The sequence below is a fragment of the Microbacterium sp. LMI1-1-1.1 genome (genome assembly GCF_040815675.1).
Classification (GTDB): domain Bacteria; phylum Actinomycetota; class Actinomycetes; order Actinomycetales; family Microbacteriaceae; genus Microbacterium.
This window is the reverse complement of record NZ_JBFPNN010000007.1, coordinates 632,416-657,435: the sequence shown is the minus strand read 5'-3', so window position 1 is coordinate 657,435 and position 25,020 is coordinate 632,416. Positions and strand designations below refer to the sequence as shown.

Annotated in this window: 23 protein-coding genes and 1 tRNA gene; 6 read left to right on the top strand and 18 right to left on the bottom strand. The window is 71.9% G+C overall.

What is annotated here, in order from left to right; all coding sequences use genetic code 11:
* Positions 1–20 precede the first annotated feature (20 nt).
* The 11 genes from thrB to MRBLMI1_RS08885 form a co-directional block, all read right to left on the bottom strand.
* On the bottom strand, positions 21–953 hold the full coding sequence (gene thrB, locus MRBLMI1_RS08935; protein WP_367730249.1) for a homoserine kinase: 933 nt from the start codon (positions 951–953) through the stop codon (positions 21–23).
* Positions 950–2,032: a threonine synthase gene (gene thrC, locus MRBLMI1_RS08930; protein ID WP_367730247.1), complete on the bottom strand. Its 1,083-nt coding sequence runs from the start codon at positions 2,030–2,032 to the stop codon at positions 950–952. The genes thrB and thrC overlap by 4 nt, the downstream gene beginning before the upstream one ends.
* 1 nt (position 2,033) lies before the next feature.
* Positions 2,034–3,359 carry a homoserine dehydrogenase gene (locus MRBLMI1_RS08925; protein ID WP_367730245.1) on the bottom strand — a complete coding sequence of 442 codons (1,326 nt, stop codon included), beginning with the start codon at positions 3,357–3,359 and terminating at the stop codon, positions 2,034–2,036.
* Positions 3,356–4,822, bottom strand: coding sequence for a diaminopimelate decarboxylase (gene lysA, locus MRBLMI1_RS08920; protein ID WP_367730241.1), 1,467 nt, complete (start codon positions 4,820–4,822; stop codon positions 3,356–3,358). The genes MRBLMI1_RS08925 and lysA overlap by 4 nt, the downstream gene beginning before the upstream one ends.
* A 147-nt stretch (positions 4,823–4,969) precedes the next feature.
* Positions 4,970–7,267: a M60 family metallopeptidase gene (locus tag MRBLMI1_RS08915; RefSeq protein ID WP_367730239.1), complete on the bottom strand. Its 2,298-nt coding sequence runs from the start codon at positions 7,265–7,267 to the stop codon at positions 4,970–4,972.
* A 189-nt stretch (positions 7,268–7,456) separates the two neighbouring features.
* Positions 7,457–8,224: a DUF2993 domain-containing protein gene (locus MRBLMI1_RS08910; protein ID WP_367730237.1), complete on the bottom strand. Its 768-nt coding sequence runs from the start codon at positions 8,222–8,224 to the stop codon at positions 7,457–7,459.
* 3 nt (positions 8,225–8,227) lie between these two features.
* The gene (gene argS, locus MRBLMI1_RS08905; protein ID WP_367730235.1) at positions 8,228–9,892 is read right to left on the bottom strand and encodes an arginine--tRNA ligase; all 1,665 of its coding nucleotides are present in this window, start codon (positions 9,890–9,892) and stop codon (positions 8,228–8,230) included.
* A 241-nt stretch (positions 9,893–10,133) separates the two neighbouring features.
* Positions 10,134–10,934, bottom strand: coding sequence for a transglutaminase-like domain-containing protein (locus MRBLMI1_RS08900; protein WP_367730233.1), 801 nt, complete (start codon positions 10,932–10,934; stop codon positions 10,134–10,136).
* A 69-nt stretch (positions 10,935–11,003) separates the two neighbouring features.
* Entirely contained in the window at positions 11,004–11,639 is a 636-nt protein-coding gene (locus tag MRBLMI1_RS08895; protein ID WP_367730231.1) for a hypothetical protein, read from the bottom strand.
* Entirely contained in the window at positions 11,636–12,847 is a 1,212-nt protein-coding gene (locus MRBLMI1_RS08890) for a serine/threonine-protein kinase (protein WP_367730229.1), read from the bottom strand. The genes MRBLMI1_RS08895 and MRBLMI1_RS08890 overlap by 4 nt, the downstream gene beginning before the upstream one ends.
* A gap of 41 nt (positions 12,848–12,888) precedes the next feature.
* Positions 12,889–13,143: a DUF6458 family protein gene (locus tag MRBLMI1_RS08885; RefSeq protein ID WP_367730227.1), complete on the bottom strand. Its 255-nt coding sequence runs from the start codon at positions 13,141–13,143 to the stop codon at positions 12,889–12,891.
* A gap of 174 nt (positions 13,144–13,317) precedes the next feature.
* Here MRBLMI1_RS08885 and MRBLMI1_RS08880 point away from each other — a divergent pair, with 174 nt between their 5' ends.
* From MRBLMI1_RS08880 to MRBLMI1_RS08870, 3 genes are all read left to right on the top strand, one after another.
* The gene (locus MRBLMI1_RS08880; RefSeq protein ID WP_367730225.1) at positions 13,318–13,461 is read left to right on the top strand and encodes a hypothetical protein; all 144 of its coding nucleotides are present in this window, start codon (positions 13,318–13,320) and stop codon (positions 13,459–13,461) included.
* Between the two features lie 169 nt (positions 13,462–13,630).
* Positions 13,631–13,706, top strand: a tRNA-Arg gene (locus MRBLMI1_RS08875).
* Between the two features lie 199 nt (positions 13,707–13,905).
* A complete protein-coding gene (locus MRBLMI1_RS08870) occupies positions 13,906–18,240 on the top strand; it encodes a family 43 glycosylhydrolase (protein WP_367730223.1) in 4,335 nt (1,444 codons plus the stop codon).
* 213 nt (positions 18,241–18,453) lie between these two features.
* Here MRBLMI1_RS08870 and MRBLMI1_RS08865 read toward each other — a convergent pair whose 3' ends face one another.
* The 7 genes from MRBLMI1_RS08865 to MRBLMI1_RS08835 all read right to left on the bottom strand — a co-directional run bounded on the left by MRBLMI1_RS08865 (position 18,454) and on the right by MRBLMI1_RS08835 (position 23,794).
* Positions 18,454–18,627 carry a hypothetical protein gene (locus tag MRBLMI1_RS08865; RefSeq protein ID WP_367730221.1) on the bottom strand — a complete coding sequence of 58 codons (174 nt, stop codon included), beginning with the start codon at positions 18,625–18,627 and terminating at the stop codon, positions 18,454–18,456.
* Positions 18,628–18,872: 245 nt separating this feature from the next.
* Complete coding sequence (locus MRBLMI1_RS08860) at positions 18,873–19,325, bottom strand: hypothetical protein (RefSeq protein ID WP_367730219.1); 453 nt, start codon at positions 19,323–19,325, stop codon at positions 18,873–18,875.
* A 73-nt stretch (positions 19,326–19,398) separates the two neighbouring features.
* On the bottom strand, positions 19,399–19,689 hold the full coding sequence (locus tag MRBLMI1_RS08855) for a hypothetical protein (RefSeq protein ID WP_367730217.1): 291 nt from the start codon (positions 19,687–19,689) through the stop codon (positions 19,399–19,401).
* A 161-nt stretch (positions 19,690–19,850) separates the two neighbouring features.
* Positions 19,851–22,391, bottom strand: coding sequence for a bifunctional lysylphosphatidylglycerol flippase/synthetase MprF (locus tag MRBLMI1_RS08850; RefSeq protein ID WP_367730215.1), 2,541 nt, complete (start codon positions 22,389–22,391; stop codon positions 19,851–19,853).
* Between the two features lie 182 nt (positions 22,392–22,573).
* Positions 22,574–22,900: a hypothetical protein gene (locus tag MRBLMI1_RS08845; RefSeq protein ID WP_367730213.1), complete on the bottom strand. Its 327-nt coding sequence runs from the start codon at positions 22,898–22,900 to the stop codon at positions 22,574–22,576.
* A 163-nt stretch (positions 22,901–23,063) separates the two neighbouring features.
* A complete protein-coding gene (locus MRBLMI1_RS08840; protein ID WP_367730211.1) occupies positions 23,064–23,201 on the bottom strand; it encodes a hypothetical protein in 138 nt (45 codons plus the stop codon).
* Positions 23,202–23,239: 38 nt separating this feature from the next.
* Positions 23,240–23,794, bottom strand: coding sequence for a MarR family winged helix-turn-helix transcriptional regulator (locus tag MRBLMI1_RS08835; protein ID WP_367730206.1), 555 nt, complete (start codon positions 23,792–23,794; stop codon positions 23,240–23,242).
* A gap of 119 nt (positions 23,795–23,913) precedes the next feature.
* Between MRBLMI1_RS08835 and MRBLMI1_RS08830 the strand changes: the two genes are divergently transcribed.
* From MRBLMI1_RS08830 to MRBLMI1_RS08820, 3 genes are all read left to right on the top strand, one after another.
* On the top strand, positions 23,914–24,279 hold the full coding sequence (locus MRBLMI1_RS08830) for a hypothetical protein (protein WP_367730136.1): 366 nt from the start codon (positions 23,914–23,916) through the stop codon (positions 24,277–24,279).
* Between the two features lies 1 nt (position 24,280).
* Positions 24,281–24,622 (top strand): hypothetical protein, encoded by a 342-nt coding sequence (locus MRBLMI1_RS08825; protein WP_367730134.1) that lies wholly within the window; start codon positions 24,281–24,283, stop codon positions 24,620–24,622.
* 235 nt (positions 24,623–24,857) lie between these two features.
* On the top strand, positions 24,858–25,019 hold the full coding sequence (locus MRBLMI1_RS08820; RefSeq protein WP_367730132.1) for a hypothetical protein: 162 nt from the start codon (positions 24,858–24,860) through the stop codon (positions 25,017–25,019).
* Position 25,020: the final 1 nt, after the last annotated feature.

The following is a 25,020-nucleotide window of genomic DNA, read 5'->3' as shown; positions in this document are numbered from 1 at the left end:
AGAGGCTCAGATTCGCGTCTTTACGCGGAACCCTCTGCGGTCCTCACTGTACCACCCTTGACGTCGACGGCCAGCATGAGCGCCTCCCACGGGGTGTCGACGAGGGATGCCGTAAGATCCGCCGCGGCCAGGCGCTGGCCCGGTCCGTCGGCGAGCACCAGCACGCTCGGCCCCGCACCGGAGACGACCGCCGCGTAGCCCTCGGCCCGCAGCGCCCGGACCAGCCGGTCCGTCTCGGGCATCGCCTGCGCGCGGTAGTTCTGATGCAGCTTGTCCTCGGTCGCCGCCATGAGCAGCTCGGGGCTCTGCGTCATCGCCGCGATCAGCAGCGCCGAGCGCGAGACGTTGAACACCGCATCCTCGCGCGGCACCTGCAGCGGCTGCAGGCTCCGGGCGACGGCCGTGGACATCGTGAAGCTCGGCACGAGCACGAGCGGGGAGACGCCGCGGTGCACGATCAGCTGCTTGTGCTGGGGGCCGGCGGCATCCATCCACGCGATGGTCAGGCCGCCGAAGAGGCCCGGCGCCACGTTGTCGGGGTGCCCCTCCATCTCGGTCGCCAGGCGCAGCAGGTCGGTGTCGGTCAGCTCCACCTCGTCCGCGAGCAGGCCTTTCGTGGCGAGGATGCCGGCGACCACGGCGGCGCCGGACGACCCCATCCCCCGGCCGTGCGGGATGACGTTGGTCGCCGAGAGCCGTAGGCCCGGCATCTCACGGCCCACCGCCGCGTACGTGTGGGCGATGGCCCGCACGACGAGGTGGGAGGCGTCGCGCGGGACGTCCGCCGTGCCCTCGCCGGCGACCTCGATCTCGAGGCGACCCGCCTCGAGTGCCTCGACCTCGAGCTCGTCGTACACGCTGAGCGCGAGACCGAGGGTGTCGAAGCCGGGCCCGAGGTTCGCGCTCGTGGCCGGGACGCGGACGGCGACCCGGCGCCCGAGGGCTGCGGTCACGCGGTCACCGGCTGCAGGTCGAGCACGGAGGCGACCTCCGACGTCGTGGCGTCCACGACCGTGGGCTGCACGTCGGTGCCGTCGCTCTGGCGCAGGGCCCACTGGGGGTCCTTCAGGCCGTGACCGGTGACGGTGAGGACGACCTTGGCGCCGGCGGGGATGACCCCGGCCTCGGCACGGTCCAGCAGACCGGCGACGCTGATCGCGGAGGCGGGCTCGACGAAGACGCCGACCTCGCCCGCGAGGATCTTCTGCGCCGCGAGGATGCGCTCGTCGTCGATCGCCCCGAACCAGCCGTCGGTGGCATCCCGGGCCTCCAGCGCCAGGTCCCACGAGGCCGGGTTGCCGATGCGGATGGCGCTGGCGATGGTCTCGGGGTTCTTCACGACCTCGCCGCGCACGAGCGGGGCCGAGCCGGCGGCCTGGAACCCGAACATGCGGGGAACCGTGCGGGCGGCGCCGCGGGCGGCCTCCTCGCGGTAGCCGCGGGAGTAGGCGGTGTAGTTGCCGGCGTTGCCGACCGGGATGAAGTGGAAGTCGGGGGCATCGCCCAGGACCTCGACGATCTCGTAGGCGGCGGTCTTCTGACCCTCGATGCGGTCGGGGTTGACCGAGTTGACGAGGTGCACCGGGTAGTGGTCGGCGAGCTCGCGCGCGATCTCGAGGCAGTCGTCGAAGTTGCCGCGGATCTGGATGAGACGGCCGTTGTGGGCGACGGCCTGGCTCAGCTTGCCCATCGCGATCTTGCCCTCGGGCACGAGCACGGCGGCGGTGATGCCGGCGTGCGCGGCGTAGGCCGCGGCCGACGCGGAGGTGTTGCCGGTCGAGGCGCAGATGACGGCCTTCGCGCCGTGCTCGACCGCGCGGGACAGCGCGACGGTCATGCCGCGGTCCTTGAAGGAGCCGGTCGGGTTCATCCCCTCGAACTTCACCCAGACGTCCGCGCCGGTGCGGCGCGACAGCGACGGCGCCGGAATGAGCGGCGTGCCGCCCTCGCCCAGCGTGACGACGGTGGAGGCGTCGGTGACGCCCAGACGGTCGGCGTATTCGCGGAGGACTCCGCGCCAGACGTGTGCCATGTCAGTTCCCTTCCACGCGCAGTACGGAGACCACGCGCTCGACGACGCCGCTTGCGGCGAGACGCTCGACGGTCTCGCTCAGGTCCTGCTCGCGGGCTGTGTGCGTTCCGATGACGAGGCGCGCCGATGCGCCCGTCGCGTCCGCGGTCGGCTCGATGACGGTCTGCTCGACCGTCGCGATCGAGACGCGGCCGTCGCTGAGGATGCCGGCGACCGTGGCGAGCACGCCCGGCTTGTCGTCGACCTCGAGCGTGATCTGGTAACGCGTGATGACGCGGCCGATCGGCACGGTGGGCAGGTTGGCGCGGGTGGACTCCCCCACGCCGACACCGCCGGCGATGTGGCGACGGGCGGCCGAGACGACGTCGCCGAGGACCGCCGAGGCGGTCTGGACGCCACCGGCGCCGGCGCCGTAGAACATGAGGTCGCCCGCAGCCTCGGCCTGGACGAAGACGGCGTTGTTCGCGCCGTGGACGCTGGCGAGCGGGTGGGCGCGGTCGACGAGCGCGGGGTAGACGCGCACCGAGATGGACTCGCCCTCCTCGCCGTCGGCGGCGGAGAGGCGCTCGCACACGGCGAGCAGCTTGATGACGTAGCCGGCGTGCCGCGCGGACTCGATCATCGCAGCATCCACCGAGGTGATCCCCTCGCGGTGGACCGCCTCGAGCGGCACGGTCGTGTGGAACGCCAGACTCGCGAGGATGGCGGCCTTCTGGGCGGCGTCGTAGCCCTCGACGTCGGCGGTGGGGTCGGCCTCGGCATACCCCAGGTGCTGCGCCTGCGCGAGCACGTCGGCGAAGTCCGCGCCCTCGGTGTCCATGCGGTCGAGGATGTAGTTCGTCGTGCCGTTGACGATGCCCATGATGCGCACGACCCGGTCGCCGGCGAGCGAGTCGCGCAGCGGACGGATGATGGGGATGGCGCCGGCCGCCGCGGCCTCGTAGTACACCTGCGCGCCGACCTGGTCGGCGGCGTCAAAGATCTCGGTGCCGTGCGTGGCCAGCAGCGCCTTGTTGGCGGTGACGACGTCGGCGCCGGAGTTGATCGCCTGCAGCACCTGCGTGCGGGCCGGCTCGATGCCGCCCATCAGCTCGATGACGATGTCCGAGCCGACGATGAGCGTCTCGGCGTCGGTGGTGAACAGCTCGCGCGGCAGGTCGACGTCGCGCTTGCCGTCGAGGTTGCGGACGGCGATCCCGGACAGCTCGAGCGTGGCTCCGGCGCGGTCGGCGAGCTCGTCGCCGTGCTTGAGGAGCAGGTCGGCGACCTGCGAGCCCACGGCGCCGGCGCCCAGCAGGGCGACCCGGAGCGTGCGGTAGTCGGTCATTCGGTGTCTCCGTACGTCGAAGCGGCGAGGCCGCGGAAGGCAGGCGACGCGGTGGCGTCGCGGGAGTCGGATGCCGCGACCCCGACATCCCGCGCGAGCAGGTCGTCGACGGTCTCACCGCGGACGATCACGCGGGCGCGGCCGTCGCGCACGGCGACCACCGGCGGGCGGGGGGTGTAGTTGTAGTTGCTCGCGAGCGAGAAGCAGTAGGCGCCGGTGGCCGGGACGCCGAGCAGGTCGCCGGGCGTGACGTCGCCGGGCAGGTACTCGGCGTCGACGACGATGTCGCCGGACTCGCAGTGATGGCCGACGACGCGGGACAGCGCGGGCGTCGCGTCGCTCGTGCGCGAGACGATGCGGGCCGAGTAGTGCGCGCCGTAGAGCGCCGTGCGGGCGTTGTCGCTCATTCCCCCGTCGACGCTCACGTAGGCGCGGTCGAGGTCGTCGCCGACCGGCACCGTCTTGACCGTGCCGACCTCATAGAGGGTCACCCCGGCCTGGCCGACGATCACGCGCCCGGGCTCGCAGGCGATGTCGGGCATCGGGATGCCGCGGACGGCGCACTCGTCGGCGACCGCGTCGACGATACCGTCGGCGATCTCCTCGATCGGCCGCGGCGCGTCGACGGAGGTGTACGAGATGCCGAAGCCGCCGCCCACGTTCAGCAGCGGGATATCTCCCCCGGCGAGCAGCTCCGCGTGCAGGTCGACCAGGCGGGCGGCGGACTCGCGGAAGCCGGCGACGTCGAAGATCTGCGAGCCGATGTGGGCATGCAGTCCGACGAAGCGCAGGCTCGGCAGCTCCCGGATGCGCGCGACGGCCGCGGCCGCACCGGCGAGCGGGAAGCCGAACTTCTGGTCCTCGTGGGCGGTGGCGAGGAACTCGTGCGTCTCGGCGTGCACGCCGGTGCGGACGCGGACGAGCACCGACTGGACGGCGCCGCGACGGTCGGAGATGGCGGCGAGACGCTCGATCTCGATGGCGCTGTCGACGATGATCGTGCCGATGCCGACCTCGACGGCCCGCTCGAGCTCGTCGACCCGCTTGTTGTTGCCGTGGAACCCGAGGCGGGCCGGGTCGGCCCCGGCGGCGAGCGCCACCTCGAGCTCTCCCCGGGTGCACACGTCGACGGCCAGGCCCTCGTCGGCGACCCAGCGGACGACCTCGGTCGAGAGGAAGGCCTTGCCGGCGTAGTACACGCGCGCCGACACGCCGTGGCGGGCGGCCGCGGACGAGAAGGCCTCCCGGGCGCGTCGCGCGTGCGCGCGCACCTCGTCCTCGTCGAGCACGTAGAGCGGGGTGCCGAAGCGGTCGCGCAGGTCGAGGACGGAGACCCCGCCGATCTCGACGGAGCCGTCGTCGACGCGATGCGCGGACGCGGGCCACACGGGGGCGACGAGCTCGTTGGCCTCGGCCGGGGCGAGGAGCCACGCGGGCACGGGCGCGGAGTGCGAGGCGGACACGGAGGGACCAATCGGTTTTGCGGCGACGCGACGGCCGCGGATCACGGCACCCACCCCCGCGGGGCGTCACGCGGCGGGCAGTCCTTGCAGTCTAGGGCACGACGTATGCCGTCCCCGTCCCGCGTCTGCCCGCCGCGGACCGGCGCGTCAGACCTCGAAGCGCCCGTTGCGGACCACCAGGGTCTGCGGGGTGGAGGAGAGCGTGCCGGAGCGCTCGCTGTTCTGCCACACCCGGACCCGGCTCGGCTCCTGCGCCTCCACGACGAGCCGGTACCCGTCGCCGACCGCCGTCCCGTCGAGGGCGGTGACGACCTTGTCGTGCGTGTCGTCGCCGTTCACGGTCACCGTTCGCAGCTCGGTGCCGTCGGCATCCTGGACCGTGATCTTGTAGTATGGCTTGCCCGTGAAGTACTCGTGCAGCACCTCGCCGGTGGAGGTGGCGACGAGGCGCGAGCCGTCGCGGCTGATGCCGAGCCACCCGCCGACGACGTCGCTCAGGCCGTGGAACTGCAGCGCGGACGTGGCGGTCACCGGGACCCGGTCGTGCCAGAGCACCTCCTGCGTGCCGTCGGGCGCCTCGAGCACGGCCAGGAGTCGTCCCGCCGTCGGGCTCACCTCGGGGGCCGACGACTGCTGGGCCACCACCGTGCTCGACGACCCGCCCAGCGTCGACGCGCCGCTCACCACGCCCGAGGCCCCGTCGCGTTCGCCGAGGTTCAGCGAGCCCGTCTTGCTCGACAGCGATCCGACGGGGAGGTCGTAGCCCACCTCTCGCTCCCGGTGCGCGTCGCGCGAGTCGATGGCGGTCCAGATCTTGTTCTGCAGCGCCGGGTAGGAGGCGAGGGACTTCTTGACGGATGCCGAGAGGGGCACACCCCATTCGGCGAAGAACGGGCTGAGGTCGCGGTCGGCGACCTGCGAGGCGACCTGAGCGAAGAGGTCGCGCTTCTCCTGGTCCGATGACGGCCTGGCCTGGCCGCGGATCCTCCGCACGCGATACGCCTGGCTCACCGCCGGGTAGAACCCCTCCCCGAAGGACTGTCGCAGCTGATCGAACAGGAACAGGCCGTAGAACGCGCTCTCCTCGGTGAGCTTGGCGTGGTCGCGGTCGCCGACGGGCTGCTCGAAGTAGCGACGGATCCGGTCCTTCGAGTCCTGATCCTCGTCGAGGCGGTGCTTCCCGGTCAGACGCTGCTGCAGGGCGAGCGACGAGATGTTGACCGTGACCTCCGTCAGCCCGCTCCATGTGTAGTCCGGGGTCTGGAAGGTGTGCCCGACCTCGTGCCACGTGCCCCACCCGTCGGGAGTGACGAGCAGGTCCTTCGTCGCCCCGGTGTCGACATGGAAGCTCAGCCACTGCTCGGTGGCGAACGCCCAGCCGACGCCCGTGTCGGGACCGGAGAAGTCCACCCGTCCGGGACGCTTGCGGGCGATGCCCACGGCGGCGCGGGACAGTCCGTAGACGTCGCTCGTGTAGGCCACGATCCGGTCGAGCCGCATCACGACGTCCGCGGGGTCCCACGCGGTGGACGTGGCCGCCATGTCGTCGATGACCCGCCGTTGCACGTCGACGAGGGCGCGGTCGCCGACCAGCTCCACCACCGGCGCCGTCGACCATCTCGTGAGCTGACCGGCGAACTCCTCCGTCTTCGTCCGGTCCTTCACCCAGACCGGGTGCGGTCTTCCCCCGGAGATCGTCATGCCGCCGGCCGTCTCGGTCGACGAGTTCGTCACGAAGACGATCCCGTCCTGCGGGGCGGTGATGCTCTGCCGGCCCTTCTTCAGCGGGACGATCGAGAGGTCCTGTTCCGTGGAGCCGTTGAAGTCGCGCCAGGGCCCGCGCGTTCCGATGGCGAGCGACAGCGTGTCGGGGGCGTCGGAGTCGACGACGACCTCCAGGGTCTCGCCGGAGCGGACGTGACGCCCGGTGGGCTGGGGGTCGCTGTGCGAGAAGGCCCGGTTCTCGAGGCCGCTCGTCTCGCTCTGGCTGCCGTGGGGCAGCGCGATCACCCGGGTCGAGGCACCCGTGTCGTCGTGCACCACGACGGCGGGCTCGCGGATCTCGAAGGCCGTGACCGCGCCGCCGGACGCCGAGCTGACGTTCAGGGTGCCGGAGGCGGCGGCCGCGCCGCTCCGGACGCGCATCGTGGTGCGGTACCGTCCCTCGCTGTCGGTCACCCCCGACGGCTGGCCGATCTCCCCCTGGTTGCGGTCCCCCAGCGACAGGGTCAGCGGTTCGCCGCGGCGAGGGCGGCCGGCGCCATCCGAGCTCGTGACCCACACGGTCGCGACCTCGTCCGGGTAGAGCCAGGACCGCGACATCGTCACGGTCCACCCCCGGGCGAGGGTGGCGGCCGCGGCCGGGGCGCTCGCCACGGTGGTCACCGCGGGGACGGCCCAGGCGGCGGCCCTGAGAACGGTTCGACGGGTCGGGAGAAGGGTCATGTTTCGGCCTCCGTTTCGCATGTGCGCTCGACGGGGTCGCCGAGCACGAAGTGGTGACCATAGGTCGGTCGTCTCGCGCATCCGGCACCCACGGGACTCCGGGCGGCGGGGTGAAGACCGCGGGAGGCTTCCCGACGGTGAGCGGCCGTCAGCCGACCATGACCGCGGACGGGCCGCGGCGGCGGGGTGTCAGCCGCAGGTGCCGTTCTGCTGCAGCGCCGGGTCGACGATGATGCCGCCGTCGATCGCGAGCCCGGCGACGACGTCGCTGCCCTGGACGGTCACGGAAGTGAGCGTGAGTCCGGCGGGGAGCTGATCGGCGATGCAGAGGCTGCGGGTGGCGACGAGTCCGTCGGCCAGGCCGCCGAGCTGGCCGCGCAGAGTGTCCGCGTCGATGTCGTTGCCGGCGAGCTGGAACGAGATCGGGGTCAACGTGAGGTCCCCCTCCGCCGCCCCGGGGGTGAGCTCGACTCCGATGGGGATCGCAAGCCCGAGCACCGTCACCTCGGTGGCGAACTGCAGGTTCGGCGCGGCGATGCTCACGGCGTCGGCCGGCAGCCCGTCGATCCCCGCGAGGAGCGCGCGCAGCTGCGCCTCGTCGAGACGGACGGACGCCTCTCCACCCGCGGCCGCGGCGTCGCCGCTGATCGGCACACCCTCGAGCCGGACCCGCACGTCGCCCGTCAGCGGGCCGAGGGCCACGTCGTCCGAGGAGACGGCGACGTCGTCCAGCCGACCGGCGATGACCTGCGGCAGCACGATCCCCGGCACGTCGACGTCGACCTGCTGGTCGTCGGGCAGGCCGATCTGCTGCACCACGAGCGTCCGCACCGTCCCGGTCACGATCGAGCGGGCGATGAACTCGGCGGCCACCGCCAGACCGGCCAGCAGCACGACGACGACCACCACGACGGCGATCCACCGTCCCGTGCGGCGGGGGCGGGCGGCATCCGTCATTTCTTACATCCGTTCCGGAGCGCTGACGCCCAGCAGCGTCAGACCGTTGCGCAGCACCTGTCCGGTCGCGTCGTTCAGCCACAGGCGGGTGCGGTGCACGGACTCGACGGGGGCGTCGCCGAGCGGGATGACGCGGCAGTTGTCGTACCAGCGGTGGTACAGGCCGGCCAGCTCCTCGAGGTAGCGCGCGACGCGGTGCGGCTCGCGCACCTCCGCCGCGTACGACACGATGCGGGGGAACTCCTGCAGGGCGCCGAGCAGCGCCGACTCGGTCTCGTGGGCGAGGAGCTCGGGCGCGAACTCCGACCGGTCGACTCCGGATGCCGCGGCGTTCCGCGCGACGTTGTGGGTGCGGGCGTGGGCGTACTGCACATAGAAGACGGGGTTGTCGTTCGTCCGCTTCTGGAGCACGTCCAGGTCGATGTCGAGGTTGGAGTCCGCCGAGCTGCGCGTGAGCGCGTAGCGCGCGGCATCCACGCCGACGATCTCGACGAGGTCCTCCAGGGTCACGACGGTCCCGGCGCGCTTGGACATGCGCATCGGCTGGCCGTCTCGGACGAGGTTGACCATCTGCCCGATGAGCACCTGCAGGTTGACGTACGGCTCGTCGCCGAAGGCGGCGCACATCGCCATGAGGCGCTGGACGTAGCCGTGGTGGTCGGCGCCGAGCATGATGATGCAGCGGTTGAAGCCGCGCTCGCGCTTGTCGAGGTAGTAGGCCAGGTCGCCCGAGATGTAGGCCGGCTGCCCGTCGGACTTGATGACGACGCGGTCCTTGTCGTCGCCGAAGTCGGTGGAGCGGAGCCAGGTCGCGCCGTCGGCCTCGAAGATGTGGCCGAGCTCGCGCAGCCGCGCGACCGCGCGGTCGACCGCGCCGGAGTCGTGCAGGTCGTTCTCGTGGAAGTACACGTCGAAGTCGACGCCGAACTCGTGCAGCGACTGCTTGATCTCGCCGAACATGACGTTCACGCCCAGCTCGCGGAAGGCCTCCTGCTTCGCGGCCGGATCGAGGGCGTCGATGTCGCCGCCGTAGGCCTCGGCGACGCGACGCGCGATGTCGCCGATGTAGGCGCCGCCGTAGCCGTCCTCCGGCGTCGGGTCGCCCTGGTGCGCGGCGACGAGGCTGCGCGCGAAGCGGTCGATCTGCGCGCCGTGGTCGTTGAAGTAGTACTCCCGCGTGACCTGCGCACCCTGCGAGGAGAGGATGCGGGCCAGCGCGTCGCCCGCGGCCGCCCAGCGGGTGCCGCCGAGGTGGATGGGGCCGGTGGGGTTGGCGCTGACGAACTCGAGGTTGATGATCTCGTCCGCGCGGGAGTCGTTCGTCCCGAAGGCCGCGCCCTGGTCGACGATCGTCTTGGCGAGGGCGCCGGCGGCGGCCGCGTCGAGACGGATGTTGATGAAGCCCGGGCCGGCCACCTCGACGGAGGCGATGCCGTCCACCTCCTGCAGCCGTTCGGCGACCTCGGCGGCGAACTCGCGCGGGTTCGCCCCGACGACCTTCGACAGCTTGAGCGCCGCATTGGAGGCCCAGTCGCCGTGGTCGCGGTTCTTCGGCCGCTCGAGCGGCAGGTCCGCCGCGGTCAGCCCCTCGGACGAGCCCTCTCGTCGGGCCTCGGCGAGCGGGGCGATGACGGCGAGCAGGGCGGCGGAGAGGGCTGCGGGATCCATAACCCTCCGATTCTAGGGCGCGCGCTCCGTCGGGCGGAGCCGCTGGGGCTCCGGTGGCGCGCGCGTCTGCAGGACCGGTGGGGCGCACGTGCACGCGTGCGACGGATGAGGCGGCCGCGGGGCCGGCCGTCCTGCAGACGCGCGGTCTGACCCTGCAGACGCGCGGCCCCGGCCGCTCGGCCGTCCTGCAGACGCGCGGTCCGGCCCTGCAGGCGTGCGGCCCGGCCGGCCTCGCACCGGCTCAGGCGATGCGTACCAGCGACACGTGGTCGTCCGGCTCCCCCGCCGGGCCGTCGGACACGGCATCCACGGTCATCCGCTCCAGGCCGACGTAGCCGCCGTGATAGCTGAGGAAGGCGCAGTCCGCGGCGTCACGGCCCGTCGCGATGCGGACCAGCTGCCGACGGTCGGACAGGCGGGTGGCATCCACCACGTACCAGTCCCCCTCGACGTACGCCTCCGCGACGGCGTGGAAGTCCATCGGCACCAGCCCCGGCGCGAAGCACGCGGCGTAGCGGGCGGGCACGTCCATCGCGCGCAACAGTGCGATGACGAGGTGCGCGTAGTCGCGGCACACGCCCTGGCCGCTCGACAGCGTCTCCACGGCGGAGTCGGTCCCCAGGCTCATCCCGGGCGAGTAGGTGACGGTGGATGCCACGAACTCCGAGATCGCGGCGAGGAGCTCGACGCCCGCGAGTCCGCCGAACTGCCGCCGCGCCTGTCCGAAGACGGCGTCTGACTGGGCGTACCGGCTCGGGCGCAGGTAGGAGATGAGGTCCAGGTCGGTCGACGCGGGAGGCGTGGCGTTCCCGTCGGCGACGGCCTCGTACCGGATCGTGAGCGGCCCGGCGGTGCCGGTGAGGCGGTGGAGGCGACTGCCGGCGGCATCCACGATCTCGTGCGGGATTACCTCGCGATCGCCCTGGACGATCCGCAGCTCCTCGTGGGCAAGGGGCACGCCGCGGGCGGCGGTGATCTGCAGGATGAGGTCGACGGACGCCCCCAGATCGAGGTCGAGTTCGGCGGTCACTCGGCGCGGCACCGGGCAATCCTCGCACGCTCGCGGCCCCCCGCGGCGCGCAGGCCGCAAGGCCGTCGGGAACCGGCCGTGTCAGCCGCGTCCCGGCCCGCCGGGAGTGGCGCCGCCGGGGGTCGTCGACGCGGTGCCTTCGATACCGCCGGGGGTCGTCGCGCCCTTCTTCTGCCCGCCGGGACTGCTGGAACTGCCGTTGCCGTTGCCGTTGTTGTTGCCGTTGTTGTTGCCGGGTCCCGTGTTCCCGTCCTCGGACGTGTCGTCCTTCGACTTGTCCTCCTTCGGCTCCTTCTCCTCCTCCTCGGGGGTGGAGTCGTCGCCGCCGTCATCCGTCTCGGTGGCCGGCGTCTGCGGGGCCGGCTCCTGGGTCTGAACCGGCTCCTGCGTCTGCTCCTCGGTCGGCGTCGACTCCGGCGTCGGGGACGGGGCGGGCACGAGGGAGGTGAGGTCGGCTCGCACGGCCGCGATGGCCGCGAGGATCCGCTCGGCCTCGTCCGCGGGGATCTCCCCCGCGTCACGACGGGCGACCACCTCGGCCTCCAGAGCGTCCAGCGAGGCGAGCGCCCCGGCGTAGTCGCCCGCCGCGGCCTGGTCGGCGACGGTCTCGACGCTGCCCTGCCACGCGGTGGGCTCCGCTGCGGGGGGTGTGCAGCCCGCGAAACCGAGTGTCGCCGCCACGACGACGGACGCGAGCATCAACCGACGGCGCATCACTCCCCCACCTCTCGCCACAGATCGTCCACGTGCTGGTCCAGCGGTTGCGGCAGGCCCGGCAGATCGGGCTCCGGCGCGGCCGGGTCTCCGCCCATCGAGGCCGCAACGGCGACCCCTCCCCCCGCGAGGAGGAGGGCGACGAGGGATGCCACGAGGATCGGCGTGCGACGGGAACGACGGCCGGCAGTCGGTGCGGGCGGCCGCGGCGGGGCGTCGAACACCCGCGTGGGGGCCGTCGTGGTCGGGAGCCGCGTGGTCGCGGCGGCGGTCGCCCCCGCGGCGGCGGGCACCGAGACGTTGCCGAGCGTGCGGAGCGCGACGATGACGCTCGCGGCATCCGGCCTCTCCGCCGGGTCGACCGCGGTCATGGCCTCGAGGATCTCCCGCCACGGCGCAGGCACCCCCTCGGGGATCGGCGGCGGCGTCACCAGACGCGCGGCGAGCGACTCGTTCGCCGTGCTGCCCGCGAAGGGGCGCCGACCGGTGAGCGCCTCGATGAGCACGAGGCCGAGGGCGTAGATGTCGGTGGCCGGTGCCGGCGGCATCCCGCGGACCTGCTCCGGGCTGAGGTACGCGGCGGTGCCGATGACGGTGTTCGTACCCGTCATGCGGGTGGCGCCCACGAGGGAGGCGATGCCGAAGTCGGCGAGGGTCGCCCGCGGGGTGGTCCCCGTGTGCGCGGCGGGACGCAGCAGGATGTTCGACGGCTTCACGTCGCGGTGGACGATGCCCCGCGAGTGGATGACCGCGAACGCCTCCGCGATCTCGCGTCCGACGCGCGCCGTCTCGGGTCCGGTGCGCGGGCCCTTCGCGATGAGGTCGGTCAGGGTGGGACCGGCGATGAGCTCCATCGCCAGGTACGCCGGCTCGGCGTCGAGACGCGCGTCGTACAGCGTGACCAGCGACGGATGCGAGAGCGAGGCGAGCAGCCGGATCTCCGAGCGGACGCGCGCGACGTCGGACGGGTCGGCGCTCTCCCCCGAGATGACCTTGAGGGCCAGCGTCCGACCGAGCGACGTGTCGACCGCCTCGTACACGCTCGCGTAGCCGCCGCGACCGAGGAGCCGGCCCAGGCGGTACCGCCCGTCGAACAGGTCGTCGACGCCCGGCCGGAAGGCCTGGGTCGCCTGCGAGTCGTCCTGACGGTCGGTCTGCGGGGTCAGGTTCGGCGCAGTGCGCTCGCCCGACGAGGTCGCCGGTTCGGTCATAGCGTGCTCCTCAGGGGCCGAGCCCCGGCGGATCCTCGGGGTCAGATGACGTCGTCGTTGGACGATCGGGTGCTCGAGCGGGTCACCTGTGCGCCGCCGACGCCCTCGGTGCGGGTCACGGTGTCGGTCTGACGACGACGGACCAGCAGGACGAGGCCGATCACGAACACGATCGCTCCCGCACCCATCATGATGTAGCCGATGGTGCTGAGGTCGACGTACTCATTGGGCAGGTTGACCGCGAAGGCGAGGACAGCGCCGATGACGAACAGCGCGATGCCGGCTCCGATGCTCATGACAAAACCCCTTTCGAAGGTCTCACAAGCATCCCAGTCGGGACGGGTGACGCTGTCAGCCTTGACAAGACCGTGTCAACCGCGGTGCGTCGTCCGGCCCCGGACGGTTGCATGGATGCCATGAGCAAGAACGACGTGACCACCCGTTCGAACCGCGGCCAGTGAGAGAACTCCGTGGAGGGGCGCCCCGAGTACTCGGCCAGCTTCTCGAGCAAGGACGAGGCCGTGGACCAGGGCCGCGCGATCGCCGACGAGCTCGGCGGGCAGCATTTCGTCGAGGATGCCGAGCCGACCGGCGCGATCACCGACGAGGACTGACCCCATCCCGCGCCGCGCCGAGCCGCGCGGGCCGTGACTTGTCGCATATGCCCGCGCAGCGGCATCCCTCGCGTACATCTGCGACAAGTCAGCGCGGAAGGGGCGGGGACGTCGGCGTCGGCGTCGGCGTCGGGGCGGTGGGGTGCGCGGTGCTAACCTTGACCGGTCCGCCTCCGTAGCTCAGGGGATAGAGCGTTGGTTTCCGGTACCAAAGGTCGCAGGTTCGATTCCTGTCGGGGGCACCACGTCGAACGGCCGCGAACTCAGTGAACAGCTGAGAGCGCGGCCGTTCCGCCGTTGACGCGGGCGATCCGGCGATCGCGGAGCGTGGGAGCGCTCCCTCCCCGCGGCTGACCGCGGGCTCTTGTGACCACGCTTTGTGAGCGATAACATCACCGGGTCACAGGATTCGGCGGCCGACGAGGGCCGCGCGAAAGGACCGCAATGAAGCAGACCCTTCCCCGTCGGACGCTTGCGAGCGTCACGACATTGGCTCTCGCGCTGACCGGCGCGCTCGTCGCCACGCAGCCCGCCGCGGCCGCGGACGACCGACTGGTCGCGCACTACCCCCTGACCGAGACGAGCGGCACGACCGCCGTCGACGCGTCGGGCAAGGGCCGCAACGCCACCTACGTCGGGGGCGCCTCGCTCACCGGCGCGGAGGGCGTGCGGCTCGACGGGACGGACGACTACGTCGACCTCCCCGACAACCTCCTCTCCGGGCTGAACTCGGTGACGGTCAGCACCGACGTCCTCGTCCGGGCCGGCCAAGGCACCCCGTACTTCATCTACGGCCTCGGCAACACCTCCGGCGGCGCCGGCAACGGCTACCTGTTCTCCACGGGCAACCCGTTCAAGACCGCCATCGCCACCGGCAACTGGACCACCGAGCAGACGGTCAACAGCAACGCCGACCTGCAGCGCGACGTGTGGAAGACCATCACCTACACGCTCGACGACGCGACCGACACGGCGCGCGTCTACCTCGACGGCGTCCAGGTGGGCCAGGCCACGAACGTCACGATCACGCCCGGCGCGATCGGTGGCGGCACGACGACGGCGAACTACCTCGGTCGTTCCGTGTACGACGCCGACCGCCGTCTGTCCGGCAGCCTCCGCGACTTCCGCATCTACAACACGGCGCTCTCCGCCGCCGACGTCGCCGCGCTCGTACCCACCGACGCGACCCGCCTGCAGCGCGACGCGGCGGCGCTGTCGCTGGGCGACCTCAGCGCCGTGACGGCGGACCTCACCCTCCCCGCGACGGGCGTCAACGGATCGGCCGTCACCTGGGCCACCAGCAACGCCGGCGCCGTCAGCGCGACCGGCAAGGTCACCCGCCCCGCCGCCGGACAGCAGCCCGCCACCGCGACGCTCACGGCGACGCTCACGCGGGGCTCGGCGACGCAGACGCGCACCTTCGCGGTCACCGTCGCCCCGATGCCCGGCCGGGACGACCTCGCCCGCGCCGATCTCGACAAGATCTCGATCGCCAACGCCGGAGACATCCGCGGCAACATCACCCTGCCCGCGAAGGGCGCCGTGAACGGTACCGCGCTCACCTGGACCGCCTCCCCCGCCGGCGTCATCACGACGACCGCCCAGGGCGGAAAGGCGGCCGGCGTCGTCACCCGGCAGGCCGCCGACACCACGGTGACGCTCACCGCAGCGGCATCCGGAACCTCCCTCACCCGGCAGATCCAGGTCACCGTCAAGGCCGCCCCGGCGGGCCTCGACAAGGACTACTCGGCCGGATACCTGTGGACCCACTTCGCCACCGAGGGCGGCTACGAGAAGATCTTCCTCGGCCACAGCACCGACGGACTGCACTGGGAGAAGCTGAACGACAACAAGCCCATCCTCGCCAACCTCGGCGGCGACCTCGGCGTGCGCGACCCGCACCTCGTCCGCTCCCCCGAGGGCGACAAGTACTGGATCATCGGCACCGACCTGCACGCCGAAGGCGGCGGCCCCGGCGGCTCCGGCTGGAACCAGCTGAACGCCAGCCAGAACATCGTCGTCTGGGAGTCCACCGACCTGGTGAACTGGAGCGACCAGCGCATCGTCTTCGCCGGGTTCGACAAGGCCGGCTGCGTGTGGGCGCCCGAGGCGATCTACAACGAGGCCACCGGCGAGTACTACGTCTACTGGGCGGCCCGCGACCAGCGCGACAACGGGACCGAGGACTGGGCCCTACGGATGTACCTGACCAAGACCCGGGACTTCGTCTCCTTCACCGAGCCGGAGATCTGGACGACCCTCAACCCGAAGGGCGACGGTCAGGGCGGACGCAGCATCATCGACTCGACGATCGCCAAGGAGGGCGACACCTACTACCGCTTCTCCACCTCCGACTGGGACACCGTCGTCGACACGGCACCGTCGCTGGACGGCCCGTGGACGCAGAAGATCGGCCCCGGCCAGGCGGCCGCCGCCGGGATGCGGGCGCGCATGGAGGGCCTGACCGTCTATCAGCTGCCCGACGGTCGCTGGTCGGTCATGGGCGACGAGTTCAACTACTACGGACACATCGCCGACACGCTCTCGAGCCTGAAGTTCCGTCAGCTGAGCAGCGGCAGCGGCGCCGACCAGTTCTCGTTCGACCAGTCGTTCCGGCACGGGTCCGTCCTGCGCCTGTCGAAGGCCGAGGAGCAGCGCCTGCTGGCCGCATACGGTGACGCGCCGGTCGAGCCGACCGAGCCGGAGGAGCCCGCGCAGGGCCCGATCGCGGAGTACACCTTCGAGAACGGCTCCCTCGCGGACACCGTCGGGGACGCCGACCTCACCGCGTCCGGCACGGCGGCGGTCGCGACCGACGCCGACCAGGGGTCGGCCCTGCGCCTGACGGGTGCGGCGAACGGGTTCGCCTCGTTCCCGGCCGGGTTCTTCGACGGCCGCGACACCATGACGGTGTCGATGGACGTCAAGTCCGAGCTGAACGACGGCAACTTCTTCACCTTCGCGTTCGGTCAGAACCAGGACCGCTACTCGTTCCTCCGGGTGCGCGGCGGCGACGCCCGGACGGCCATCACGAAGTCGACCTGGCAGGGCGAGTCGGACGTCACCGGCTCCATCTCGGCCGGGCAGTGGCACCGCTACGACCTCGTCTACGACGGCAAGACGCTGCGGATGTACATCGACGGCGTCAAGGTGGACGAGAACACCGCGCTCAACGCCTCGGTCAGCGAGCTCGGCTCGAACCTCGCCGGCTACCTCGGCCGGTCCTTCTACGGCGCCGACCGCGCCTTCCAGGGATGGTTCGATAACGTGCGCGTCTACAACCGCGCGCTGTCCTCGACCGAGATCCTCGAGAACGCGGGCGTCGAGGACCAGCTGCTCGACGTGTCGCTCACGCATCCCGAGAAGCTCAAGCTCGCGCCGATCGTGAACGGCGACGCGCGCACCGTCATCCTCCCCGTCGTGAAGGGCACGGACGTGTCCCGGCTCGCCCCGACCTTCACCACCGTGTCGGGGGCGACCGTGTCGCCCGCGTCGGGGACGACGGTCGACCTGCGCACCCCCGTCACCTACACGATCACCACGCCCTCGGGCGAGAAGGCGACGTGGAAGATCGAGGCCCGCGTCGTCAACAGCCCGGTGCTGCCGGGGCTGTACGCCGACCCGAACATCGCGGTGTTCGGCGACACGTACTACATCTACGCGACGACCGACGGCTTCCCCGGCTGGGGCGGCAAGGAGTTCTACGTCTGGAAGTCGAAGAACCTCACCGACTGGACGCGCTCGGCCGCACCGTTCCTCACGCTCGACGGCGCCAACGGCAACGTCCCGTGGGCGACCGGCAACGCGTGGGCGCCGACGATCATCGAGCGGGGCGGGAAGTACTACTTCTACTTCAGCGGGCACAACCCGACGTACGACCGCAAGACGATCGGCGTCGCGGTGGCTGACTCCCCCGAGGGTCCGTTCGTGGCCCAGCCCACCGCGATGATCCTCAACAACGAGGCCGTCACGTCGGGCCAGGCCATCGACCCCGCCGCGTTCCACGACCCGGTGACGGACAAGTGGTACCTCGGCTGGGGCAACGGCTCACCGGTCCTGGCGGAGCTGTCGGACGACATGCTCTCGATCAAGCCGGGGACGTACCAGCGGATCAACGGACTGACGGACTTCCGTGAGGGCGTGTTCTTCAACTACCGGAAGGGGCTCTACCACCTGACGTACGCGATCGACGACACGGGGTCCGAGAACTATCGGGTCGGCTACGCCACCGCGACCAGCATGAACGGTCCGTGGACCTACCGTGGCGTGATCCTCGAGAAGGACCTCGCCCTCGGTATCAAGGGACCGGCGCACAGCTCGATCATCAACGTGCCCGGCACGGACGACTGGTACATCGCCTACCACCGGTTCGCGATGCCGAACGGCAACGGCACCAACCGTGAGACCACCATCGACCGGGTCACCTTCGGCGCGGACGGCCTCATGCAGAAGATCGTGCCGACGCTGGAGAGCGTGGCTCCGCAGACGGTGCCGGCGGCCGGCCCGGAGATCACGTCGACGGCGAGCACCCGCTGCGTGGCGGGCAAGGTGACCCTCGTGGTCAGCGCCGTCAACCGCGACGACGTCCCGGTGTCGGTGACGATCGCCACCGCCTTCGGGTCCAAGACCGTCGCGTCCCTCGCGCCCGGGAAGACGACGACGCAGAGCTTCACCGTGCGTCAGTCCTCGGTCGCGGCGGGCACGGCGACCGTCACGGCGACGGCGAACGGCGGGAGCACGGAGCTCAAGCCGGCGTACACGGCGCGCAGCTGCGGCTGACACCGGGCGGGCCCCCTCGGCCCGCACACGAAGGGGCCCCTCCGTTCGGAGGGGCCCCTCTCGTCTGTCCGGCGTCCGTCGCCGGTGCCGTCGAGCAGGGTCCGGGCCGGCGTCCGCCGCGCGGTGCCGTCCTGCGGAGTCCGGGTCCGCCACGCCGGTGGGCTGCGCCGCGACGCGGCGTGTCGCCTCACGACTCCGCAGGACGGCGGCCGGTCACTCGTCGCCGATGACCCCGATGCCGCTGGCCTGGTGGTCGGCGTTCGGGTCGTCCTTCGCCGGGGCCTTGGCCCCCTCGTCGGGGTCGGTTTCCTGGCTCGGGGCGACCGTCGGGTCGTCGGCGAGGGTGTCGGCGTCCTCGGCGGGCGCGCTGTCCTGGGGGTCGCTCATGGGGTGTCCCTTCGTCGAAGCGGAGCACCATCCTGTCGCGCCGCCCCGCCCCTCCCCAACCGCTTGACCCCCGCCCGTCACCGCGCAAGGGATGCCACGGCGGTGACATGGCGCACATGCACGCCGCACGCCGCCCACGGCGGGCATTCGCGACAGGTCAGCGCCATGGGGGAACCGGGATGCCACGGCGGTGACATGGCGCACATGCACGCCGCATACCGCCCACGGCGGGCATTCGCGACAGGTCAGCGCCCGAGCACGCCGCGCAGCCGGTCCGTCCAGGACTGCGTCAGCAGGACCTCGCGCCCGTCCACCACGACCGCGAGCGTGGAGCCGCCGAGGAGTCCGGACCGGCGGGGACGCTCGTCGCTGCGCACGTAGGCGGCGGCGATCTCGACGTAAACCGCGAGCAGGCGGGCGCTCTCGTCCTTCGACGAGGCCTCGTCGACCAGCTGCACGCGATGCCGCGTGTCGACGTCGACGCTGAACCATCGCGATCCCGGCGTCGACACCCTCGCCCACCGTTCGCCGCGCGCGAGCCGCGCCCAGGCACTCCCGGCCGAGACGCCGGTCTCGACCTCGAGGTCCGCGTGCGCGACGACGAGCACGTCCAGCATCGCCAGCGCTTCGGGAGCGCTCACGTAGTCGGCACGGCCGGGTCCGATGCCGCCCCACTCGAAGCGCGATCCGGAGCTCATGATCGCCGGGATGCCAGGGGGGCCATGTCGAGAGCGTACTCTCCGACGGTCGTGTCGCGGCGCGTGCCGCCGGTCAGCTCGGCCGCAGGCGTGCGTCCGGATGCAACGAGCGCAGACGCACCGACCCGTCGACGATCGCCCGGAGCGCGCGCGGGCTCAGCTCCAGCTCGGCCGACACGCGCTCCACTCCCGCTCCGGACGACACCGCGCCCCGCAGCGCCGCCTCGGCCGCCCGTGCCGCGGCCTCGACGCCGTCCGCCGTGCTGCCCACGAAGGCGGCCAGCCGCTCGGCGGCGAGACGGATGGATGCCGAGCGCTCCCGCTCGAGAGGGGAGGTGGCATCCCTCGGTCCGAGTCGGCTCATGCCCGCACCTCCGCGACGGAGGCGGTGGGGGTATCGGCGAGGTTCATCGGGCCTCCGCGGGTCGGCGTGGACGGGCGATGACTCCATGCTCGCCCGCGCGCCGCGGTGGCACATCCTCCGTGCGGACCATTTCCTCCCCCGGTCGGGGGAGACGGGGACGCTCAGGCCCGCGTCGCCCGGGAGGACGCCCGCAGTCCGATGCCGAGGCGGGCGGCCCGCCCCAGCGTGAGTCCCGGGACGTAGCACCGCACGAGCGCGATGCCGATGGCCGGCAGCTGCGCGGCGTCGGGGTACAGCATCCAGACCGCGGCGTGCTCCGGCTGGAACTTCTTCTTGAAGTTCGCCAGGGAACGGAACCCGTACGCCGGCTCGAGGAGCGTGCTCAGCGTCTCGAGCAGACGCTCGACGGCATCCCGGTCCGCGTCGTGTTCGCTGCGATGGAACGCGAGGGGCGAGCCGGACAGGCTCAGCGTCACGCACCCCTCCTCCTTCGCCTGCTCCACGACCGCGCCGATGACGAACTCCATGACGCCGTTCATCGCGTCGTCGCGCCGGCGCATCACGTCGAGCGTGTAGCCGGTGACGCCGTCCGCGGAGAAGACGGGCAGCCAGCTCGTGACCGCGATGATGCGTCCGTCCGCGTCGCGCGCGAGCATGAGACGGACGGCGGGGTCGAGGAGCTCGTCGACTCCGCCGAGCGTGAACTCCATCTCGGGAATGGTCTTGTCGGCGACCCACGCCTCGGAGATCTCGCGCACGTGCGCGCGGTCCACGAACGACAGGGCGCTCCAGCTCGTCCACTGCGCTACCACGCCCTCCCGCTGCGCACGGTTCGTCGCGGTGCGGACGTCCTGCCGCTTCTTGCCCGCGGGCGTCCACGTGCGCGGGTCCAGCAGCGCCTCCTCGGCGACCTGCGTCTCACGCCAGCCGAGGTCCGACAGCGCCGCACGCTCGACGTCGTCGACGCTGTAGAAGACCGGGGTCCAGCCGTGCTCGCCGCAGTAGTCGACGAAGCCGCGTCCGACGCCCGGGTGGGAGCGGTCCGCGCCGAAGGCCCCGCCGAGGGAGACGGCGATCCGGCCGTGGACGCGGTAGGCGATGGCGGCGTCGAGACCGGGCGCGAACCAGTACGCGTTGCCGGACCACGTCGTCATGAACGCGAGCGATCCGCCGCCGCCCCGCTCCAGGACCTCGCGCGCGCGGGCGCGGTCCCCCGAGTGCGCGACGGTGCCGCCGCTGGTCACCAGGCGGATGGATGCCACGATGCACAGGATCCAGAACAGGACCGACGGCAGATACCACGTCGCCTGCGCCCACCCGCTCACGGGGACGAACGTCGCCGAGTCATAGGGCAGGAGCGACGGGGGCAGGAGGCGCAGCGGCAAGGACGCGACGATGTCGCGCACGCTCGCCCACGGACGGAACTGATCGCTGACGACGAGCATCGACAGCAGCGTCACGACGAGGATGAGGAGGCCCCCGCCGACGACCGTCCCGACGAAGACCGAGCGGGCCCCCGGCGCGGACGCCACGCGCACCGCGCGCCGCGACAGGAAGAGCACGAGCGCCACCGCGAGCGGTGTCAGGGCGGCCACGCCGAGTCCGATCAGGTACTGCACGGCCGATGTGCCGATCGTGGGGCTGCGGATCTGGGAGACGGCGTCCCACGTGCCGGGGCTGAAGACGAGGAACTGCAGGGACAGCCCGACGAAGGCGCACAGCTCGACGACGATCGCGATGCTGAGCGCCCCGCGCCGGCCGCGGAGAATGCCCCAGGCGCAGACAACCAGCAGCAGCATCGGCAGGGCCGCGATCCACCCCGCGTCGGGCTGCATCTCCGCGTAGACCTCGCCGTCGGGGCACGGCACGACCGACGAGGTCACCGAGCAGGGCTGTCCGTCGACGAAGGTCAGGGGATCGTAGGAGAGGTAGCCGTAGACCGTCATGAGCCCGTAGCCGACGCCCCACACGGTCGCGATGACCGGCCCGATCGCGCTGATCGCGGTGACGGCCGCGAGCAGGATCCGCGTCTCGTGGTGCGAGCTCCGCAGGACGCGCAGCCCCGCCCCCCGCCCGCCGCTCAGACGCCCGATGAGCAGGCCGACCGGCAGCGAGACGAGGGTGTACAGGTCGTCGGCCGTGCCCGAATACAGGAAGAGGGTCACCGCGAGCAGGGTGAAGGCGAGCCGCACGCGACGGCGCCAGAGCGGACGGGCGAAGCAGCTGGCCGCCATGGCCACGCCGATCGCCGCGGCGATGGGCGGGGCGCCCGACAGCGGCTCGTCGTTGAGCGGAAGCACCGCGAGGACGCTCCGCTCGACCGTGGAGAGCGCCAAGCCCGCGAGCGAGGTCAACAGCCCTCCGCCGAGGTAGGCCAGGACCACCCGGCGAGCGCCCATCGCCCGCTCCGCCGCCGCGGTGACGAGGAGGACGACGGAAGCGACGACCAGCAGCCGCCGCCACGAATCGACGGTGAACAGCGCGAGACCGACGGCCCGGAGGTCGTAGGCGTTCCGCCACGGCAGGGTGTCGCGCATGAGCATCACGGTGCTGACGACGACGACCGTCAGCGTGAGGACGACCGCCACCCACGGCACTCGTCGCCACCACGCGGCCGCCGGCGACGCGGTGACGACGGGATCCGTACCGTCCGCGGCGGGGGGCGTCGCGGGTACGGTCGGCACGACGGCTGTGGGGGTCATGGGATCTCCACTCGGGTGCGGGATCGTCCCCCCGGGTTCGGAGACGACTCCCCATCCTCATGACCGCTGTACGCCCGTGGCATCCGTCCGCGGGGTTATTCACCCCCGCCACCCGGCGTATTCACCCCTCGCCACCCGGCGTGGCCGGATGCCGCCCGTCGGGCGGGGTCCCCCGCCCGCCGTCAGGCCTGCGTGGGCGTGTCGAAGTCCCAGTCGATCGACTCGTCGGCACCGTCGCGCTCGTCCGGCTCGACGGCACGGAGCTGGGTGCGGGGGAAGAGCCGATGCTGCGTGAGCTCGGCGGCGGCCCGGGAGAAGTCGGGCTCCTCGCCCGTCCAGTCCACCGGCGCGGACAGGACGTCGTTGCCGACGCCGATCACGAGCTCCGCCTGCGCGACCGTGCCGTCCTCGGTCACGATCGGGATGCTCACGGCCTCCGCCTGGCCTTCCTTCGCCACGGCGGCGGTCAACTCCACGAGCGACGCGGCGACGTCGTCAGTGGTCTTCACGGTCTCTCCGGCGTAGGTCACACATCGCATGGTCACAGCCTGGGGCTCGGGCCACGGCCGGGAGGGCGGGTTGCACCCTCCGGGTCCGGTGGGGTACGCGCGCCCACCTCCACGGTGCGACGGATGCCAGGCGCGTGCGAGGGCGCGTCGAGCGCCGCGGCGGTCACTCCCGGCGCTGGACTCCGCGCAGCATGGCCGCATCCAGTTCGTGCCACACGGCCCGGACGGTCTCGAACTCGGCGAACCGCTCCGGTGGCGGCTCCTCCAGGGAGAGGCGGTATCCGCGGGGCAGGTCGTCCACGTGCTGTCCGTCGCGGGGTCCGCCGACGAGCACGTAGATCACGATGACGGGTGCGCGTCGGACTCGACCGCGACGCCGTCGACGGCCTCGCTCATGCGCTGCAGGAAGGCCACGACGGCACCCGACTCCTCGGGGCTCATGTCGATCACGGCCGCCAGCATGCGATCGTGCATGTTCCCCAGGGTTTGACGGACTTCGACGTGGGCGCGATCGGTCGCGCGGACGAAGATGCTGCGCCGGTCGGCGGGGTTGGCCACGCGGGTGAGGTGACCGGAGCGCTCGAGACGGTCGAGGATGGCGGTCGTGGAGGCGGTGGACAGGCCGAGATAGCGCGTCAGCTCGCCCGGGCGCACGCCGCGGCTCGGGTCGCGGAGCAGGTAGCGCAGCACGAGGAGCTCGTTCTCGCCCATCGACATGGACTCGCGGGTGCGACGGCGCATGGCCATCTCGGCTGCGCGGTATACGCGGAGCGCCTCGAGGACGGCCTTGCTGCGGGTGCGCCGGTCGGCGCTCTCCTGGCCGTACCAGTAGGTCGACGACGGGGTGGTCTCCGCGGAGGCGGGGACGCGAGGAGCCGTCTCGATGTCGGTCATGGTGACTCCCCTTTCCGTTCGTTCGTACGTGGAGCATACCGCGAAACAAATAGTTAGACAAACTAGTTACTAACCGAGTATGTTCGGATCACAGCAACCGCTTCACGAAGGGAGATCCCATGGGCCACCTGTTCTACGGCGCCACCACCGAGCCGATCGCCGTTCCCGACCGTCTGCTCGCCCACCTCAAGGTCGTCACCGCGACCAAGCTCCGCCGCGGCGAGAGCTTCACGATGTCGTGGCGTCACCTCGACGGCGAGGCCGGTCGCACCACGCTGTGGCTGCAGCCTTCGATCCCCCTCCGTTTCGTCTTCGAGTCGGCCGAGGCCGAGAAGTTGCACGCCCCCACGCTGAAGAACATGGCCGACCTGGCGAACTCCTCCGCCGGCCTCGTCGTCGACCTCGACGCGCAGATCCCCGAGGTCGAGGACATGGGCCGCCCGTCGGCCGCTCCGCTGCGTCGCTCGCTCACCACGGCAGCTTGACGTGACCTCCCCGACATCGGCCACGATCACCCCGATCTCGACCGCTCGCGTGCTGTGGGCGAAGGTCGACACGGGTTTCTGGGTCGCCGACCGCGGCGGCGAGTACTTCGGATGCGTCGACTCCGTGGCGGGCGGGTTCGTCGCCCGCGACAGCCACGGCATCCCGGTCGGACGCTACGAGACCCTGGATGCCGCCAAGGCGTCCCTCCGCACGACGATGCACCCGGCGAACTCCGCACGCCGTCGTCGTCTGGAGCGGACCCCACTCGTCGTCGCGACCGCCGCGGGCTCCACGGCCGTGGCCTTCGCCCTGACCGCCGGCGCTCTCGCGCCGTACCTGTGAGGCGCGGATGAACGGCGAGGACCTCCGGGACGAGGCCGACGACTTCGAGGACGCGGCAGCCGCCGCGTTCCGCGTCCGCTACGGCGTCGCACCTCTCTGAGCCGCGGCACCGGGGTGCGCCAGGGGGTGTACACCCGGCGCCACGTGTGGAACCGTGCAGGTCTCGGACGATCCGGCCCGCATCCCGTGCCTCGGGACCGCGCCCGGGTGAGGCCGGAGGAAGAAGGGCAGAGCCATGACGACGAACGACACGACGGGTCGACCGGACGACGAGGACGTGCCGGGCGCGGACGCGCACGGTGCCGGATCGGAGTCCCCCGAGGAGGGCGCGGCGGCTCAGGATGCCGCGGACGACGCCTCCACCCAGGCGGACTCCCCCACCGGTCAGATCGACTGAC

Bases quoted from the DNA above. Each gene is read 5' to 3' on its own strand.
- MRBLMI1_RS08915 (WP_367730239.1), bottom strand. From the start codon at position 7,267: ATGACCCTTCTCCCGACCCGTCGAACCGTTCTCAGGGCCGCCGCCTGG.
- MRBLMI1_RS08820 (WP_367730132.1), top strand. From the start codon at position 24,858: ATGACGACGAACGACACGACGGGTCGACCGGACGACGAGGACGTGCCG.
- MRBLMI1_RS08855 (WP_367730217.1), bottom strand. From the start codon at position 19,689: ATGAGCCGACTCGGACCGAGGGATGCCACCTCCCCTCTCGAGCGGGAG.
- MRBLMI1_RS08885 (WP_367730227.1), bottom strand. From the start codon at position 13,143: ATGAGCATCGGAGCCGGCATCGCGCTGTTCGTCATCGGCGCTGTCCTC.
- MRBLMI1_RS08925 (WP_367730245.1), bottom strand. From the start codon at position 3,359: ATGACCGACTACCGCACGCTCCGGGTCGCCCTGCTGGGCGCCGGCGCC.
- MRBLMI1_RS08870 (WP_367730223.1), top strand. From the start codon at position 13,906: ATGAAGCAGACCCTTCCCCGTCGGACGCTTGCGAGCGTCACGACATTG.
- MRBLMI1_RS08890 (WP_367730229.1), bottom strand. From the start codon at position 12,847: ATGACCGAACCGGCGACCTCGTCGGGCGAGCGCACTGCGCCGAACCTG.
- thrC (WP_367730247.1), bottom strand. From the start codon at position 2,032: ATGGCACACGTCTGGCGCGGAGTCCTCCGCGAATACGCCGACCGTCTG.
- MRBLMI1_RS08835 (WP_367730206.1), bottom strand. From the start codon at position 23,794: ATGACCGACATCGAGACGGCTCCTCGCGTCCCCGCCTCCGCGGAGACC.
- MRBLMI1_RS08850 (WP_367730215.1), bottom strand. From the start codon at position 22,391: ATGACCCCCACAGCCGTCGTGCCGACCGTACCCGCGACGCCCCCCGCC.
- MRBLMI1_RS08910 (WP_367730237.1), bottom strand. From the start codon at position 8,224: ATGACGGATGCCGCCCGCCCCCGCCGCACGGGACGGTGGATCGCCGTC.
- MRBLMI1_RS08865 (WP_367730221.1), bottom strand. From the start codon at position 18,627: ATGAGCGACCCCCAGGACAGCGCGCCCGCCGAGGACGCCGACACCCTC.
- argS (WP_367730235.1), bottom strand. From the start codon at position 9,892: ATGGATCCCGCAGCCCTCTCCGCCGCCCTGCTCGCCGTCATCGCCCCG.
- MRBLMI1_RS08860 (WP_367730219.1), bottom strand. From the start codon at position 19,325: ATGAGCTCCGGATCGCGCTTCGAGTGGGGCGGCATCGGACCCGGCCGT.
- MRBLMI1_RS08830 (WP_367730136.1), top strand. From the start codon at position 23,914: ATGGGCCACCTGTTCTACGGCGCCACCACCGAGCCGATCGCCGTTCCC.